Here is a 13,114-nt window from a genome sequence, read left to right as displayed (position 1 = left end):
ATCAGGCGTTGTCGGTGGCGCCGCCGCCCAGCTTGTCGCCGTCGACGATGTCCTTGTCGGCCGGGGCCTGGGTGTCGACCGGCTTGTTGAAATCGGAGAAGTTCAGCTCACCGTTCTCCTTGCCGGCGATCGAGGCCTTGAGCATGAAGGGCTCGCCCTGGGTGGCGACCCAGTAGGTCTCGTCGCCGTCCGGGGAGCTGTTGGTGAGGGTGAAGGCCGGGCCGGCCGGCAGCTGGGTCTCCTGGCCCTTGCGGGCGAGGGAGATGGTGCCGAACTCGCCGAGCAGTTCGTCCAGGTCGCACATGGCGGATATTTCCTTGGAATCCGCTGCGGTGGTCGCCTTCTTCACCCAGCGGTCGGCGAGCTGCTTGACCACCGCGTCCCGCTCGGCCTTGGGCGTGCCCTTCAGGGAGTTGTGGAAGAACTGGGCGTCGCCCTTGAAGTACAGGGTGGTGGGGTTCTTGATGATCTTCATCGACCCCTCCTTCGCCACGGATACGGAGCCCGCGCAGTCACCGGACTTGGTGATGGCCAGGTCCAGGGTCATCGGCTTGCCGTCCTCCAGCACCTGGCCCTTGACCCGCAGCGTCTGCGCGGCGCGGGTGGCGGCGAGGGACTTGTCGGCGATCTCCGGACCGGAGAGGTCGGCGAACGGCGCCTTGCTCACGCTCGGGCTGGGCGTCGGCGTGGCCGAAGTGCTCGCCTTGGCACTGGCCTTGGCGCCGTCGGCGGAGTCGGATCCGTTGCAGGCGGTCAGCCCGAGGAGGGCGGCCGAAGCCAGGGCGGCGGTGACGGTCACGCGGGCTGTGCGCATGGGAGCAACTTCCTTGTGCAGAGGGTTTTGCCGGGCGAGGGGGCAGTGTAAGGCGCTGGTAGGCACAGCCTGTGGGCGGGGGGCCGCAGGCCGGGCCGGCCGGGGGAGGCCCAGGGGGGCCGGCCGGGGGGCGGGAGCGGGGCCAGGGGGTCAGGGGCGGCCGGGGGCGGGGTCAGCCGGTCTTCTTCCAGTCGGCGCAGCCGGTGGTCTTGAAGTAGCCGTCCTTGGGGGAGATCGTCACCACGGCCGAGCCGGTCGGGTTGTCGTTGGCGGCGATCGACTCCAGGCCGTGCTCGGCGTTCTTCGCGCGCTCCCAGTAGCAGCCGAGGCTGCCTTCCGCCGGGCCGGCCGACTTGTAGGTGCCGGGGGCGATGTCGGCGCCGACCCGGACCATGCCGCCGTCGCCCTTGATCTCGGTCTTCGGGGTGCCGGACGGCTTGGCGTCCACCGCCTCCCAGTCCTTGCAGCCGTTGGTCTTCAGGAGCTTGGCGGGTGCCTTGACGGTCACGTAGCTGGAGCCGGTCACATTGTCGTTCGCGATGATCGAGTCGAGCTCCCCGGAGGAGTCCTTGGCCAGCTCCCAGTAGCAGCCCGTGCCGCTGTTGCCGGTGGTCCGGTAGGTGCCGGGCTGGAAGTCCTTGCCGACCTCGAAGGTGCCGTCGCCCTTGAACGCGGCCTTCTTCTTCTGCTCCTGCTCCTGCTCCGCCGGCTTCCCCGAGGCGGCGGGCGAGTTGCCGGGGGAGCCGGCGGCCGAGGCGGCGGGCTTGGCGCTGCTCTTCTCGGCGGCCTTGCCGGCGTCGGATTCGGTGTCGGAGCAGGCGCCGAGCGTCACCAGGGCGAGCGCGACTCCCGCGCCGACGACGGCGGTGCGGGTGAACTTCGAGGCGTGCGACATGAGTTGCGTCCTTCGATCGATCGGTCGGGCTGACGGGAATCATCACAACAGATGCTGTTAACTGAGTCAACACCGTTCACGCGGTGAGAAGGGTTCACGCTGTGAAGTCGGTTCCGGAGTGTGTACGGGTATGCTCCGCGCATGCCGGAGAACACCGCAGAGGTCACCGCCGCCGAGATCGCCCGCCTCGCCGGAGTCGGCCGCGCCGCCGTCAGCAACTGGCGCCGCCGCCACCCCGACTTCCCCAAGCCCGTCGGCGGCACCGAGACCAGCCCCTCCTTCGCGCTGCCCGAGGTCGAGGAATGGCTGCGCGCCCAGGGCAAGCTCGCCGAGGTCCCGCTGCGCGAACGGGTCTGGCAGCAGCTCTCCGGACACCCCGCCGGAGCCGTCGCCGGGCTGCTCGAAGCCGGCTGCGTCCTGCTCGTCGTACGCGACCGGCCCACCGACTGGCGCGCCCCCGCAGCCGTCTCCGACCAGCGGATGGCCACCCTCCTCCGGCCGCTCCTCCACGAGGTGCTCGGCGCCCGCTTCGGCGCCGGACACCCCCTCGCCCTCACGGCCCCCGGCCCCGAAGCCATGCCCCTGGCCCGCGGGGTGGCCGCCCTCGCCGCCGAACTCGGCGCCCGCAACGCCTTCGAGTTCCTCCTCGGCCGGCATCTCGACACCAGCCCCCGCCAGTACACGCCGACCCCGCCCGGCCCCGCCGAACTGATGGCCCAACTGGCCGGCCCCGCCGCCCGTACCGTCCTCGACCCGGCCTGCGGCACCGGCACCCTGCTGCGCGCCGTCCGCAGCCGGCCGCAGGCCCCCGCCACCCTGTACGCCCAGGACAGCAGCCCCGAACTCGCCGCCCTGAGCGCCCTCCGGCTCGCCCTGCACGGCGACGCCGAGGTCGTGGCCGCCGGCGCCGACAGCCTGCGCTCCGATGCCTTCCCCGGCCTCACCGCCGACGCCGTGCTCTGCCACCCGCCCTTCAACGAACGCAACTGGGGCCACGAGGAACTCGCCTACGACCCCCGCTGGGAGTACGGCTTCCCCGCCCGCACCGAATCCGAGCTCGCCTGGGTCCAGCACGCCCTCGCCCGCCTCCGCGAGGGCGGTACCGCAGTCCTCCTGATGCCGCCCGCCGTCGCGGCCCGCCGCTCCGGCCGCCGCATCCGCGCCGACCTGCTGCGCCGCGGCGCCCTGCGCGCCGTCGCCGCCCTGCCGGCCGGCGCCGCGCCCCCGTACGGCATCCCGCTCCACCTGTGGGTGCTGCGCAAGCCCGCCCCGCACCTCCCGCCGCCGGCCGGACTGCTGCTCGTGGACACCGCCCCGCTCGCCGAATCCGGGGCGGGCCGGGAGCGGGCCGCCTGGCCCGCCGTCCACAGCGCGGTACTGGACGCCTGGGAGACGTACGACCGGACCGGCGGCACCGAGGAGGTCCCGGGCATCAGCCGGGTCGTCCCGGTCCTCGAACTCCTCGACGACGACGTCGACCTCACCCCGGCCCGCCACCTGCCGCCGCCGGCCGGCGGGGCCGGCCCCGCCGCCCTGACCGCCGTACGGGACCGCCTCGACGAAACGCTCACCCTCGCCGCCCGGCTCACCCCGCCGCCCGCCGCCCCCGCCACCGCCGACGGCGACCCCGCCCGGCTGCCCCTCACCACCATCGGCGAACTTGCCCGGGCCAGCGCCCTGGTGCTCCGTACCGGCACCGGCAGCGGCACCGGCAGCGCACCCGTCCTCACCGAACAGGACGTCTACGCCGGCACCGGCCCCTCCGGGACCCTCGCCGACACCGCCGACGAGCCGGTCCTCACCGAACCCGGGGACGTGGTCGTCCCCGTGATCGGCGGCGCCACCACCGCCCGCGTGATCGGCCCCGCCACCGCCGGCGCCGCCCTCGGCCGCAACCTCCAGCTGCTGCGCCCCGACCCGGCCGCCCTCGACCCCTGGTTCCTGGCCGGCTTCCTGCGCGGCACCGCCAACCAGCGGCAGGCCAGCAGTTACGTCTCCACCGCCACCCGGCTCGACGTACGCCGGCTCCAGCTGCCCCGGCTGCCGCTCGCCGAACAGCGCCGCTACGGCGACCGGTTCCGGGCGCTCGCCGCATTCGAGGACGCCCTGCGGCTGGCCGGACGGCTCGGCGAACAGCTGGTCCAGGGCCTCTACGACGGCCTCACCGACGGAACCGTCACCCCGGAATGAACGCGCAGGAGCCGAATTCCCGCTTCCGCACAACGGTTGGGCTGCATCCTGGACATCCCCTGACCGGGTGTCCCTTTCCGGCTATACGCTCTGCCCCGAGCAGTTTTGCGCCATCCTTCGTCCGTACGGCCCGTCAGGAGCAGTGATGCACGGCCCCGGCTACCCGCCGCCGCACCACCAGGAACACCGTCCCAACAGCGGGTTCGTGGTGACCATGCGCGTGCTGTTCGCCCTGTTGCCCCTGGTGAGCTGCGGCATGCTCGCCTTCGGGACCCTGATCCGGCTCGCCGTCGTCACCCGCCGCCCCCTCGACTGGATCCTGTGCGGAACCAACGCCGTCCTGTCCGTTTTCTGCCTCTGGCTGCTCGGTACCGACCCCACCCCCGACGCCAGCACCTGGCGCGGCAACACCGGCATGGGGGTCCTGCTCGCCATGGCGGCGGCGATCGTCGCCTACTTCCTCTACGCCGACATCAAGCACCACGCGAACCACCCGCACCCGCAGCCGGTGCCGCCCGCCGGCTGGTACCCGCCGGCCCCGCCCAACGGCCCCACCCACTACGGCTACCCGCCGGCCGGGCAGACCGTGCCGCAGGGCTCCGGCCCCGCCCCCGACCCCGGCCCGCGGACCCACCCCGCGCCCCCGGCACCCCGTATCGGCCAGGTCCGCGCCGAACTCGACGAGCTGAGCGAACTGCTGCGCAAGCAGGACGGCCGGGAGCAGGACCGGTGACCGCTCCCGCCACCACCGGGGCCGGCGCCCCCGCCGCCGAACGCGTCATCGCGGACCGGTACCAGCTCGCCACCGTCCTCGGCCAGGGCGGCATGGGCCAGGTCTGGACGGCGTACGACCGACGGCTCGACCGCCGGGTCGCCGTCAAACTGCTGCGCCCCGACAAGGTCGCCGGCCCCGGCACCGTCGCCGAGGAACTGCGCCGCCGGTTCGTCCGCGAATGCCGGGTCACCGCCCAGGTCGACCACCCCGGGCTGGTCACCGTGCACGACGCCGGCAGCGACGGCGACGACCTCTACCTGGTCATGCAGTACGTCGAGGGCTCCGACCTCGCCGACCACCTCGCCGAGCACGAGCCCTACCCGTGGCAGTGGGCCGTCTCGGTCGCCGCCCAGCTGTGCTCGGTGCTCTCCGCCGTGCACGCGGTGCCCATCGTCCACCGCGACCTCAAGCCGCGGAACGTGATGGTCCGCCCGGACGGCACCATCCTCGTCCTGGACCTCGGCGTGGCCTCCGTGATGGACACCGACACCACCCGCCTCACCCACACCGGCTCGCCCATCGGCAGCCCCGCCTACATGGCCCCCGAACAGGCCATGGGCGGCGCCGTCGGCCCGCGCACCGACCTGTACGCCCTCGGCGTGCTCATGTACGAACTCCTCAGCGGCAGCGTCCCCTTCGCGGGCTCCACCGCGCTCGGCGTGCTCCACCGGCACCTGTACGAGCCGCCGCTCCCGGTCCGCCAGCTCCGCCCGGAGATCCCGCACCAGCTGGAAGCCCTGCTGCTGCACCTCCTCGCGAAGGACCCGCAGGACCGGCCCTCCTCCGCCCAGGAGGTGTACGAGACCCTGGCCCCGCTGCTGCCTGCCCACGGCACTGCGGCCGGCCCGCTCGACCCGACCCGGCCCTTCCTGCGCCCGATGGCACCCTGGCCGGACCGGGCCGCGGTGCCCGTCGTGCCGCCCCGCCCGGCGGTCCCGCCGCGCCCGGACATCGCCTCCTCCGTGGACGAGGTCAAGCGCCTGCTCGACCAGGGCCGGCTCACCCAGGCCGTGGACATCCTCGGCTCCCTGCTGCCGGCCGCCGCGGCCCAGCACGGCGAGAAGTCCCCGGTGGTCCGCTCCCTGCGCAAGCAGTACGCGGCCACCCTGATGGACGACGGCCAGTACCGCCGCGCCCTGCCCGAACTCCGCCGGCTCGCCGACGAACTACCGCCGGGCGACCCGCAGGGCCTGCGCTTCCGCTACGAGGCGGCCCAGTGCCTGGACCAGCTGGGCGAACCGGCCGCCGCCCTGGCCGAGTACCGCTCCCTGCTCCCCCTCTTCGAGAACCACTACGCGAACCCGGACCCGGAGCTCCCGCTGGAGGTCCGGCGCCGGATAGCGCACCTGCTGCTCTCCCTGGGCGACCGGCAGGCCGCCCACGACACCCTGGCCCGCCTCCTCTTCGACGCGGAACGCCTCCACGGCCCGTCCCACCCCTTCCCCACCGAAATCCGCCGCACCCTCCACTGGCTGGGCCAGGTCCGCGGCTGACCCCCGCCGGTGTGCCCACCCGTCCCGCCCTGCGGGACGATTGCCCACACCGCGGGCTACTAGCCCCGGCGGCTCCGCAACCGCGGCCACAGTGCGACTGCCCCCAGGGCCAGCAGCCCGGCGCCGCCCACCGCGCCGCCCGCCACCAGGCCCGGCGGTCGGAACGTGCAGGTGATCTCACGGGGTCGGCCGTCCAGCGGCACGGCGACCAGGCCCAGGTGGCGGCCCGCCGGGCGGCCGTTGCAGGTCCAGCCCGCTATCCGCGGAGCGGCCAGCACCGCCACCGAACCGGCCGGCGTTCCGGCCGGCAGCTCCGCGCTGACACCCCGGGAGCCGACCCGGACCGAGGTGGCCGCCGTGGCCCGCAGCCCGGCGACGGCCGTGTCCAGCCGGGACCGGTCCAGGCAGGCCAGGGTCCAGCGGCGCGGCGGCTTCCGGTCGAAGACCAGCGCCGAGGCAGCCCCGTTCGAGCGGCCCAGCGGCTGCAGCGCCGCCCGGTTGCGCGGCGCATTGCCGTGCATCAGGAAGGCCGGCCCGTCCGCCAGCCGGGCCCGCGCGTTGTACTCCGGAGCCCACAGGAACGCCTCCGTGCCGGCCGCGCACACCCCCGGCGCCACCGGATCGGCGTACACCCTGGCACCCAGCAGCAGTTCCTGGTTGCGGAACGGCGAGTCCCCGTAGACCGGCGCCGCCGCGGCCGGCGGCCGGACCGTGACCAGCGGCAGGGTCTCCCGGCGGGTGACCGTGCCGTCCGGCTGGAGCCTGGCGCCCACCGCGAACAGTGCGTCCGTCACCGGGTTGTCGATGCTCTGCACATTGCGCCCGCGCGAGGTCCAGCCCGCCCCCAGCGCCACCATGGTGCGGGTGAACACGTCCGGGGTGTGGCTGCTGTAGTACGCGCCGCCCTCGCCGCCCAGCAGCATCGGGTCGTTGCCGGTCAGGGCCGGCCGGCTCGGGTCCGTCCGGTACGCCGGCCAGCCCTCGGCGGCGGCCAGCGCCGCCGACCGCGCCGTGTGCTCGCGGCCCCAGGAGGGGTAGTCGTCCAGCCCGCCGAGCTTGCCCTGGTGGCCCCAGGCGGTGGTGGCCGCCGCCTGTCCGGCCAGCACCAGCGCCAGCAGTCCCGCCGCCGGGACGGCGAACCGGCGGTGGTGCAGCAGCCACCAGGCGAGCGCCGCCGCCAGCAGCCCGCCCAGGAACAGGGCGTACGAGGTGGCGGTGGGCAGCCGGCTGCCGCTCGACCAGAGCACCGCTCCGGTCAGCACGGCCGCACCTCCGGCGAGCGGGCGCAGCCCCGGCCGGCCGGCCGCCAGCCCGGTCCACGCGGCGATCACCACGATCCCGGCGAGCACGAACGTCTGCCGGTACGCACTGCCGTTGGGCGTGGCGAACACATGCCAGGCCAGATGCGTCGGCTTCCACTGGAAGGAGAGCAGCACCGCCACCAGCAGCCCGGTCCACCACAGCCGGGGCCGCAGCGGCACCGCCCGGTGGAACGGCAGCGCCGCCGCCAGCAGCAGGGTGCCGGTGCCGACGAACAGGGCGGGGGAGGAGAAGCTGTAGGTGGCCGGCAGCAGCCGGGCGAACAGGTCTGTCCAGGCCACCGGGGTGAACTCGCGTACCAGGCCCGGGTAGGCGTGCTTCGACCCGAGGAAGACCGGCACCAGCACGGGTGCGGCCAGCGCGATGCCCAGCAGGGTGCTGCCCGCGGCCCGCAGCACCACCCGCACCCGGGCGCGTACCTCCTCCCGCTCCAGTACCACCCGCACCAGCAGCACCAGCGCCGCGCCGAGGGTGGCCATATAGGCGGTGTAGAAGTTGGCCGTCCAGGACACCGCCACGACCAGGGGGGCGAGCACCGCACGGCGTCCGCGCAGCGCCCACTCCCCGGTCAGGCACAGCATCGGGAAGGCGATCAGTCCGTCCAGCCACATCGGGTTGTACGAGGCCTCGATGACCGACCATCCGCACAGGGCGTACGAGGCGCCCAGCACCGCCGCGCCCCACCACGGCCCGGTCCGCATGGTGCGCAGCAGCCAGGCCATGGCCGCCCCGGCCGCCGCGATCTTCAGCACCGTGACCACGTACACCGCGAGGTCGATGTCCTGGCGCGGGAAGAACCCGACCAGCACGGCGAAGGGGCTGGTCAGATAGGTCCCGAGGTCCGGCAGGAAGCTGGTCCCGTACCCGGACTGCCAGTTGAGCAGCACTCCGCCGGCAGCCCGGCCGTGCATCAGGTCCCACAGGTGCGCATGGAACGGCACGAACTGGTTGCCGAGGTCGTTGATGCTGCGGTGCCGGTGGCCGTACGGGAACACCCGCGCCATCGCGTCCCCGGCAGCCACCCCCACGACGGCGATCAGCGCCGCGAGCGCCGATCCGTAGAGGCTGTGGCGGCGCGGGGAGCGGTGCGGTGTCGACATGGTGGGGGAACCTTGGCAGGGGTGGACGACAGAAGGATGGCCACCGGGTGAACACGCACCCCAACAGCCCGGGAATCGTTGGTCGAACCAGTGGCTCCGATCAACCTGAGCTCATACCATCGATCACCGCAAGGCCCTTGTGCACCGCTGCACAATCTCCGCCCGGCCCTGGAGGCTCCTTTGCACCGTCGCACTGCGCTCTCCGTCTCCGCCGCCCTGCTCCTCGCGGCCCCGCTGCTCTCCGCGTGCTCGGGCGAAGCCCGACCCGGCACCGCGGCTGTCGTCGGCGGTGAACGCATCACCACCTCCGCGCTCCAGGCCCAGGTGAAGGACGTCCGGGACGCCCAGCAGCGTTCGGGCAACGCCGCCCAGCTGATGGCCGGCTCGACCCAGCTGGAACGGGTCAAGCTCAGCAAGATGATCCAGCTGAGGGTGCTGGAGAAGGCCGCCGCGACGGCCGGGATCACGGTCTCCGTCAAGGAGATCGAGGAAGTGCAGAAGGGCCAGCTGGCCCAGACCGGCGGCAGCCGGCAGAAGATGGACGAGATCATGCTGGCGCAGCGGGTGCCGCTCGCGCCCGGCCAGGTCGAGGACGAGATCCGCTTCCAGCTGCTCTTCACCAAGCTCAGCGACCGCTACGGCGAGGACAAGGTGCTGGAGCCGCTGGCCAAGGCCGCCGAGCAGCTGCACATCGAGGTGAACCCGCGCTACGGCGCCTGGGACACCCGGCAGATCACCGTCGGCGACCAGCAGACCTCGTGGATCAGCCAGAAGACCAGGCCCGAGCAGCCCCCGGCCGGGGCCTGACCGCCGGCGGAGGTAGGTTCGAAGGGTGACTGAGCACCCGACCGCCGAGCAGCCGCCCTCCGAGCACCCGACCGCCGAGCCCACCGGCCGCATCGTCCTGCTGACCACCAGCCACCGGGTCGCCCCCGGGGTGCTGTCCTGGTCCGCCTGGCAGACCCTGCACGCCGCCGACCTGGTGCTGTGCGCCGACCCGGACCACCCGCAGCTGCCCTATCTGCGGGAGGCCGGGATCGAGGTCGTACGGGAGAGCCCGGACGCGCACGCGCTGGTCGAGGAGTGCGCCGGCGGCCGGACCGTGGTGGTGCTCCCCTCGGGCGAGGGCGACCGGCGGCTCACCGACGGCCTGGCCCGGCTGGCCGGCTCCGGCCGGCACAGCATGCCCGACCTGGAGCTGCTGCCCGGCTCCTACGACCTGCCCGGCGCCCGGCTGCTCGACCTGGTCCAGGTGATGGACCGGATCCGCCGGGAATGCCCCTGGTCCTCCCGCCAGACCCACCAGGGCCTGACGAAGTACGGGATCGAGGAGGCGTACGAGCTCGTCGAGGCGATCGAGGACGGCGACCGGGACGAGCTGCGCGAGGAGCTCGGCGACGTACTCCTCCAGGTGGTCTTCCATGCGCGCATCGCCGAGGAGGACCCCGAGGAGCCGTTCTCGGTGGACGACGTGGCCGGGACGATCGTGGAGAAGCTCGTCCACCGGCATCCGCACGTCTTCGGCGACGCCGAGGCCGAAACCCCGGAGGACGTGAAGGCGCACTGGCTGCGCACCAAGGCGGCCGAGAAGCAGCGCGCCTCGGTGACCGACGGGATCCCGCTGGGGCAGCCCGGTCTGGCGCTGGCGGCCAAGCTGGCCGGCCGGGTCCGGGCGGGCGGTGTGCCGGTGGCCCTGCCGGAGGGCGAGGGGATCGGGTACGAGCTGCTGGCCCTCGCGGCGCGTGCCGAGGCGGCGGGGGTGGACCCGGAGACCGCGCTGCGCGCGGCGGCCCGCACCTACCGGGACGCGATCCGGGCCGCCGAAGGCCTCGAAGAGTAAAAGGAGGGGCGCGGGGCGGTGGCTCAGCGGCCGTACGGGTCGCGGGCCGACGGGTTGTGCCAGTGGGGCGACGGGCGGTTCAGGAACCACTCGCCGAAGCCCAGCGGCCGGGCGTGCGCGGGGACGGCGGCCGGGAGCGCATCGTGGAAGAGCCGGTCGGGGCGGGCGCCCAGCGCCTCCAGGAGGGCGGCGGTCTCCTCGATGAAGGCCGCCGGGCCGCTCAGGTACACGTCCTGGTCGGGCCACAGGCCGCGGTTGCACAGCGCGGTGGCCAGCCGTTCGGTGGCCTGGGTGCGGTGCCTGCCCGGGGCCGGGGTGAGATAGGTGACGCTCAGCCAGCGGCAGGCCTCCGCGTACGCGTCGATCAGCGGGCGGTCGTACAGGTACGCCTGCTCGCGGGCGGTCACGAACAGCCGCACGTCCTGATCGGGAGGGTCCGCGACCAGCTCCTCCAGCAGGGCCAGCACCGGCGCCCAGCCGGTACCGGCGGCGATCAGGCTGACCGGACGGCCGTCCCGGCGCAGGGTCATCTGCCCGCCGGGGGCACCCAGCCGCAGCAGCTCGCCGGGCTGCACCTCGCGGACCAGGGCGGTGCTGAGCCGGCCCCGTTCGATCCGGCTGACGTGCAGGTCGAGGGTGTGGTCGGGGCGGGGCGCATTGCCGATGGAGTAGGTGCGCCAGGTGGCCGGCACCCGGTCGCTGCTCACGCTGACGTACTGGCCGGCCCGGTGGGGCAGCGGCTGGTGCGGCCGGAGCGTCAGCACCCCGATGTCCTCCCCGTACCGGAGGTGGCGCACGATCTCCGCGTCCCACCACGGGGGGTCCTCGCTCTCGGCGGCGCCGGCCGTCATCGCGTCGGCGATCACCTGGTACGCCTCGGCCCAGGCCTTCTCCACCTCCGGGGTCCAGGCCTCGCCGGAGGTCTCGGCGAGCGCGGCCAGCAGGCTGGAGCCGACGGCGGCGTAGTGCTCGGGGCCGGTGAGGAACTTGCGGTGGTCGCGGCCCAGGTCCCGTAGATAGGGGACGAGGGTCGCGTCCTCCAGGTGGGCGACCACATGGGTGAGCGCGGCGAACAGCCGGTCCCGCTGCCGCTCCATGTCCTCGGGGGAGGAGGGGAACAGACGGCGTACTTCCGGGTTGTGCCAGAACAGGTGGGAGTAGAAGAACTTGACCGCGTGTTCGGCCCGTCGCTCCACCACCGCAAAACTGCTTTTCAAGATCCTCACATCCACAGAACCGAAAGTAGGAACACCGGGGAAGGCGAGGTCAAGCTCTGTCCGATCTGCGGACAGCCGCGGCGAACCACCCATAAGGGGTGGCGGCCCGGCGGCGGGATACCGTCGGACGGTGCACGAGGACCCCGCCACCGCCGCAGCAGCCGCCGCCCCTGACGCCGCAGGCGCCCCTGACGCCCCGGACGTCCCGGAGGCCCCCACTCTCTTCGACTGGGAGTTCGCGACCGACCCCTACCCGGCGTACGCCTGGCTGCGCGAGCACGCCCCGGTGCACCGCACCAAGCTGCCCAGCGGGGTCGAGGCCTGGCTGGTGACCCGGTACGCCGACGCCCGCCAGGCCCTCGCCGACCAGCGGCTGAGCAAGAATCCGGCGCACCATGCCGAGCCCGCGCACGCCAAGGGCAAGACCGGGATTCCGGGGGAGCGCAAGGCGGAATTGATGACCCATCTGCTGAACATCGACCCGCCGGACCACACCCGGCTGCGGCGGCTGGTGTCGAAGGCCTTCACCCCGCGCCGGGTCGCCGAGTTCACCCCGCGGGTCCAGGAGCTCACCGACCACCTGATCGACAACTTCGCCGGCCGGGGGGAGGCGGACCTCATCCACGAGTTCGCGTTCCCGCTCCCCATCTACGCCATCTGCGAGATGCTCGGCGTACCGCGGGAGGACCAGGACGACTTCCGCGACTGGGCCGGGATGATGATCCGCCACGGCGGGGGGCCGCGCGGCGGCGTGGCCCGGTCCGTGAAGCAGATGCGTACCTACCTGGTCGAGCTGATCCACCGCAAAAGGGATGATCTGGGTGATGACCTGATTTCGGGTCTGATCCGGGCAAGTGACCACGGCGAGCACCTGACCGAGAACGAGGCCGCCGCCATGGCCTTCATCCTGCTCTTCGCCGGCTTCGAAACCACCGTGAACCTGATCGGCAACGGAGTCCACTCCCTCTTCGCCAACCCGGACCAGCGCAGCCGCCTCCAGGCCTCCCTCGCCGCCGGGGAGACCGGACTGCTCGCCACCGGGGTCGAGGAACTGCTCCGCTATGACGGCCCGGTCGAGCTGGCCACCTGGCGGTTCGCCACCCGCCCGCTGACGCTCGGCGGACAGGACATCGCGGCCGGCGATCCGGTCCTCGTCGTCCTCGCCGCCGCCGACCGCGACCCCGCCCGGTTCGCCGACCCGGACGTCCTGGACCTCTCCCGCAGTGACAATCAGCACCTTGGATACGGGCACGGAATCCATTACTGCCTGGGTGCCCCGCTGGCCCGGCTGGAGGGCCAGACAGCCCTGGCAACTTTGCTGACGCGGATTCCGGATCTGGAGCTCGCCGTGGAGCCGGAGGCGCTGCGCTGGCGCGGCGGGCTGATCATGCGTGGACTGCGCACCCTTCCGGTTCGGTTCACACCCCGCTAATTAACTGACCGCCGTTCAGCACCCCCGGGGCCGACTGT

Annotated in this window: 10 protein-coding genes; 6 read left to right on the top strand and 4 right to left on the bottom strand. The window is 73.3% G+C overall.

Features of this window, described 5'->3' with window-relative positions; translation table 11 throughout:
- Position 1: 1 nt before the first annotated feature.
- Together DEJ50_RS13065 and DEJ50_RS13060 are read right to left on the bottom strand one after the other, a co-directional pair.
- Positions 2-814 (bottom strand): hypothetical protein, encoded by an 813-nt coding sequence (locus tag DEJ50_RS13065; protein WP_150208079.1) that lies wholly within the window; start codon positions 812-814, stop codon positions 2-4.
- A 172-nt stretch (positions 815-986) separates the two neighbouring features.
- Positions 987-1,709: a hypothetical protein gene (locus tag DEJ50_RS13060; RefSeq protein ID WP_150208078.1), complete on the bottom strand. Its 723-nt coding sequence runs from the start codon at positions 1,707-1,709 to the stop codon at positions 987-989.
- A 141-nt stretch (positions 1,710-1,850) separates the two neighbouring features.
- On the opposite strand from DEJ50_RS13060, the gene DEJ50_RS13055 reads away from it, so the two are divergent.
- From DEJ50_RS13055 to DEJ50_RS13045, 3 genes are all read left to right on the top strand, one after another.
- Positions 1,851-3,899: an N-6 DNA methylase gene (locus tag DEJ50_RS13055; protein ID WP_150208076.1), complete on the top strand. Its 2,049-nt coding sequence runs from the start codon at positions 1,851-1,853 to the stop codon at positions 3,897-3,899.
- Between the two features lie 145 nt (positions 3,900-4,044).
- Positions 4,045-4,632, top strand: coding sequence for a hypothetical protein (locus DEJ50_RS13050; protein WP_150208075.1), 588 nt, complete (start codon positions 4,045-4,047; stop codon positions 4,630-4,632).
- Positions 4,629-6,167, top strand: coding sequence for a protein kinase domain-containing protein (locus DEJ50_RS13045; RefSeq protein WP_223837733.1), 1,539 nt, complete (start codon positions 4,629-4,631; stop codon positions 6,165-6,167). Before DEJ50_RS13050 ends, DEJ50_RS13045 begins: the two co-directional genes overlap by 4 nt.
- Positions 6,168-6,226: 59 nt before the next feature.
- On the opposite strand, the gene DEJ50_RS13040 is transcribed toward DEJ50_RS13045, so the two are convergent.
- Positions 6,227-8,587: a YfhO family protein gene (locus tag DEJ50_RS13040; RefSeq protein ID WP_150208073.1), complete on the bottom strand. Its 2,361-nt coding sequence runs from the start codon at positions 8,585-8,587 to the stop codon at positions 6,227-6,229.
- Positions 8,588-8,767: 180 nt separating this feature from the next.
- On the opposite strand from DEJ50_RS13040, the gene DEJ50_RS13035 reads away from it, so the two are divergent.
- Both DEJ50_RS13035 and DEJ50_RS13030 read left to right on the top strand, forming a co-directional pair.
- Positions 8,768-9,394, top strand: a complete 627-nt coding sequence (locus DEJ50_RS13035; RefSeq protein ID WP_150208071.1) for a SurA N-terminal domain-containing protein — start codon at positions 8,768-8,770, stop codon at positions 9,392-9,394.
- A 25-nt stretch (positions 9,395-9,419) separates the two neighbouring features.
- Positions 9,420-10,427 carry a nucleoside triphosphate pyrophosphohydrolase gene (locus tag DEJ50_RS13030; protein WP_150208069.1) on the top strand — a complete coding sequence of 336 codons (1,008 nt, stop codon included), beginning with the start codon at positions 9,420-9,422 and terminating at the stop codon, positions 10,425-10,427.
- Positions 10,428-10,450: 23 nt separating this feature from the next.
- Here DEJ50_RS13030 and DEJ50_RS13025 read toward each other — a convergent pair whose 3' ends face one another.
- Positions 10,451-11,653, bottom strand: a complete 1,203-nt coding sequence (locus DEJ50_RS13025; RefSeq protein WP_263399193.1) for a globin domain-containing protein — start codon at positions 11,651-11,653, stop codon at positions 10,451-10,453.
- Between the two features lie 121 nt (positions 11,654-11,774).
- Here DEJ50_RS13025 and DEJ50_RS13020 point away from each other — a divergent pair, with 121 nt between their 5' ends.
- Entirely contained in the window at positions 11,775-13,076 is a 1,302-nt protein-coding gene (locus DEJ50_RS13020; protein ID WP_223837732.1) for a cytochrome P450 family protein, read from the top strand.
- The last annotated feature ends 38 nt before the right edge of the window (positions 13,077-13,114 follow it).

The organism is Streptomyces venezuelae (genome assembly GCF_008642295.1).
In the GTDB taxonomy this organism is placed as follows: Bacteria; Actinomycetota; Actinomycetes; order Streptomycetales; family Streptomycetaceae; genus Streptomyces; species Streptomyces venezuelae_C.
This window is presented reverse-complemented; position numbering and strand designations above follow the sequence as displayed.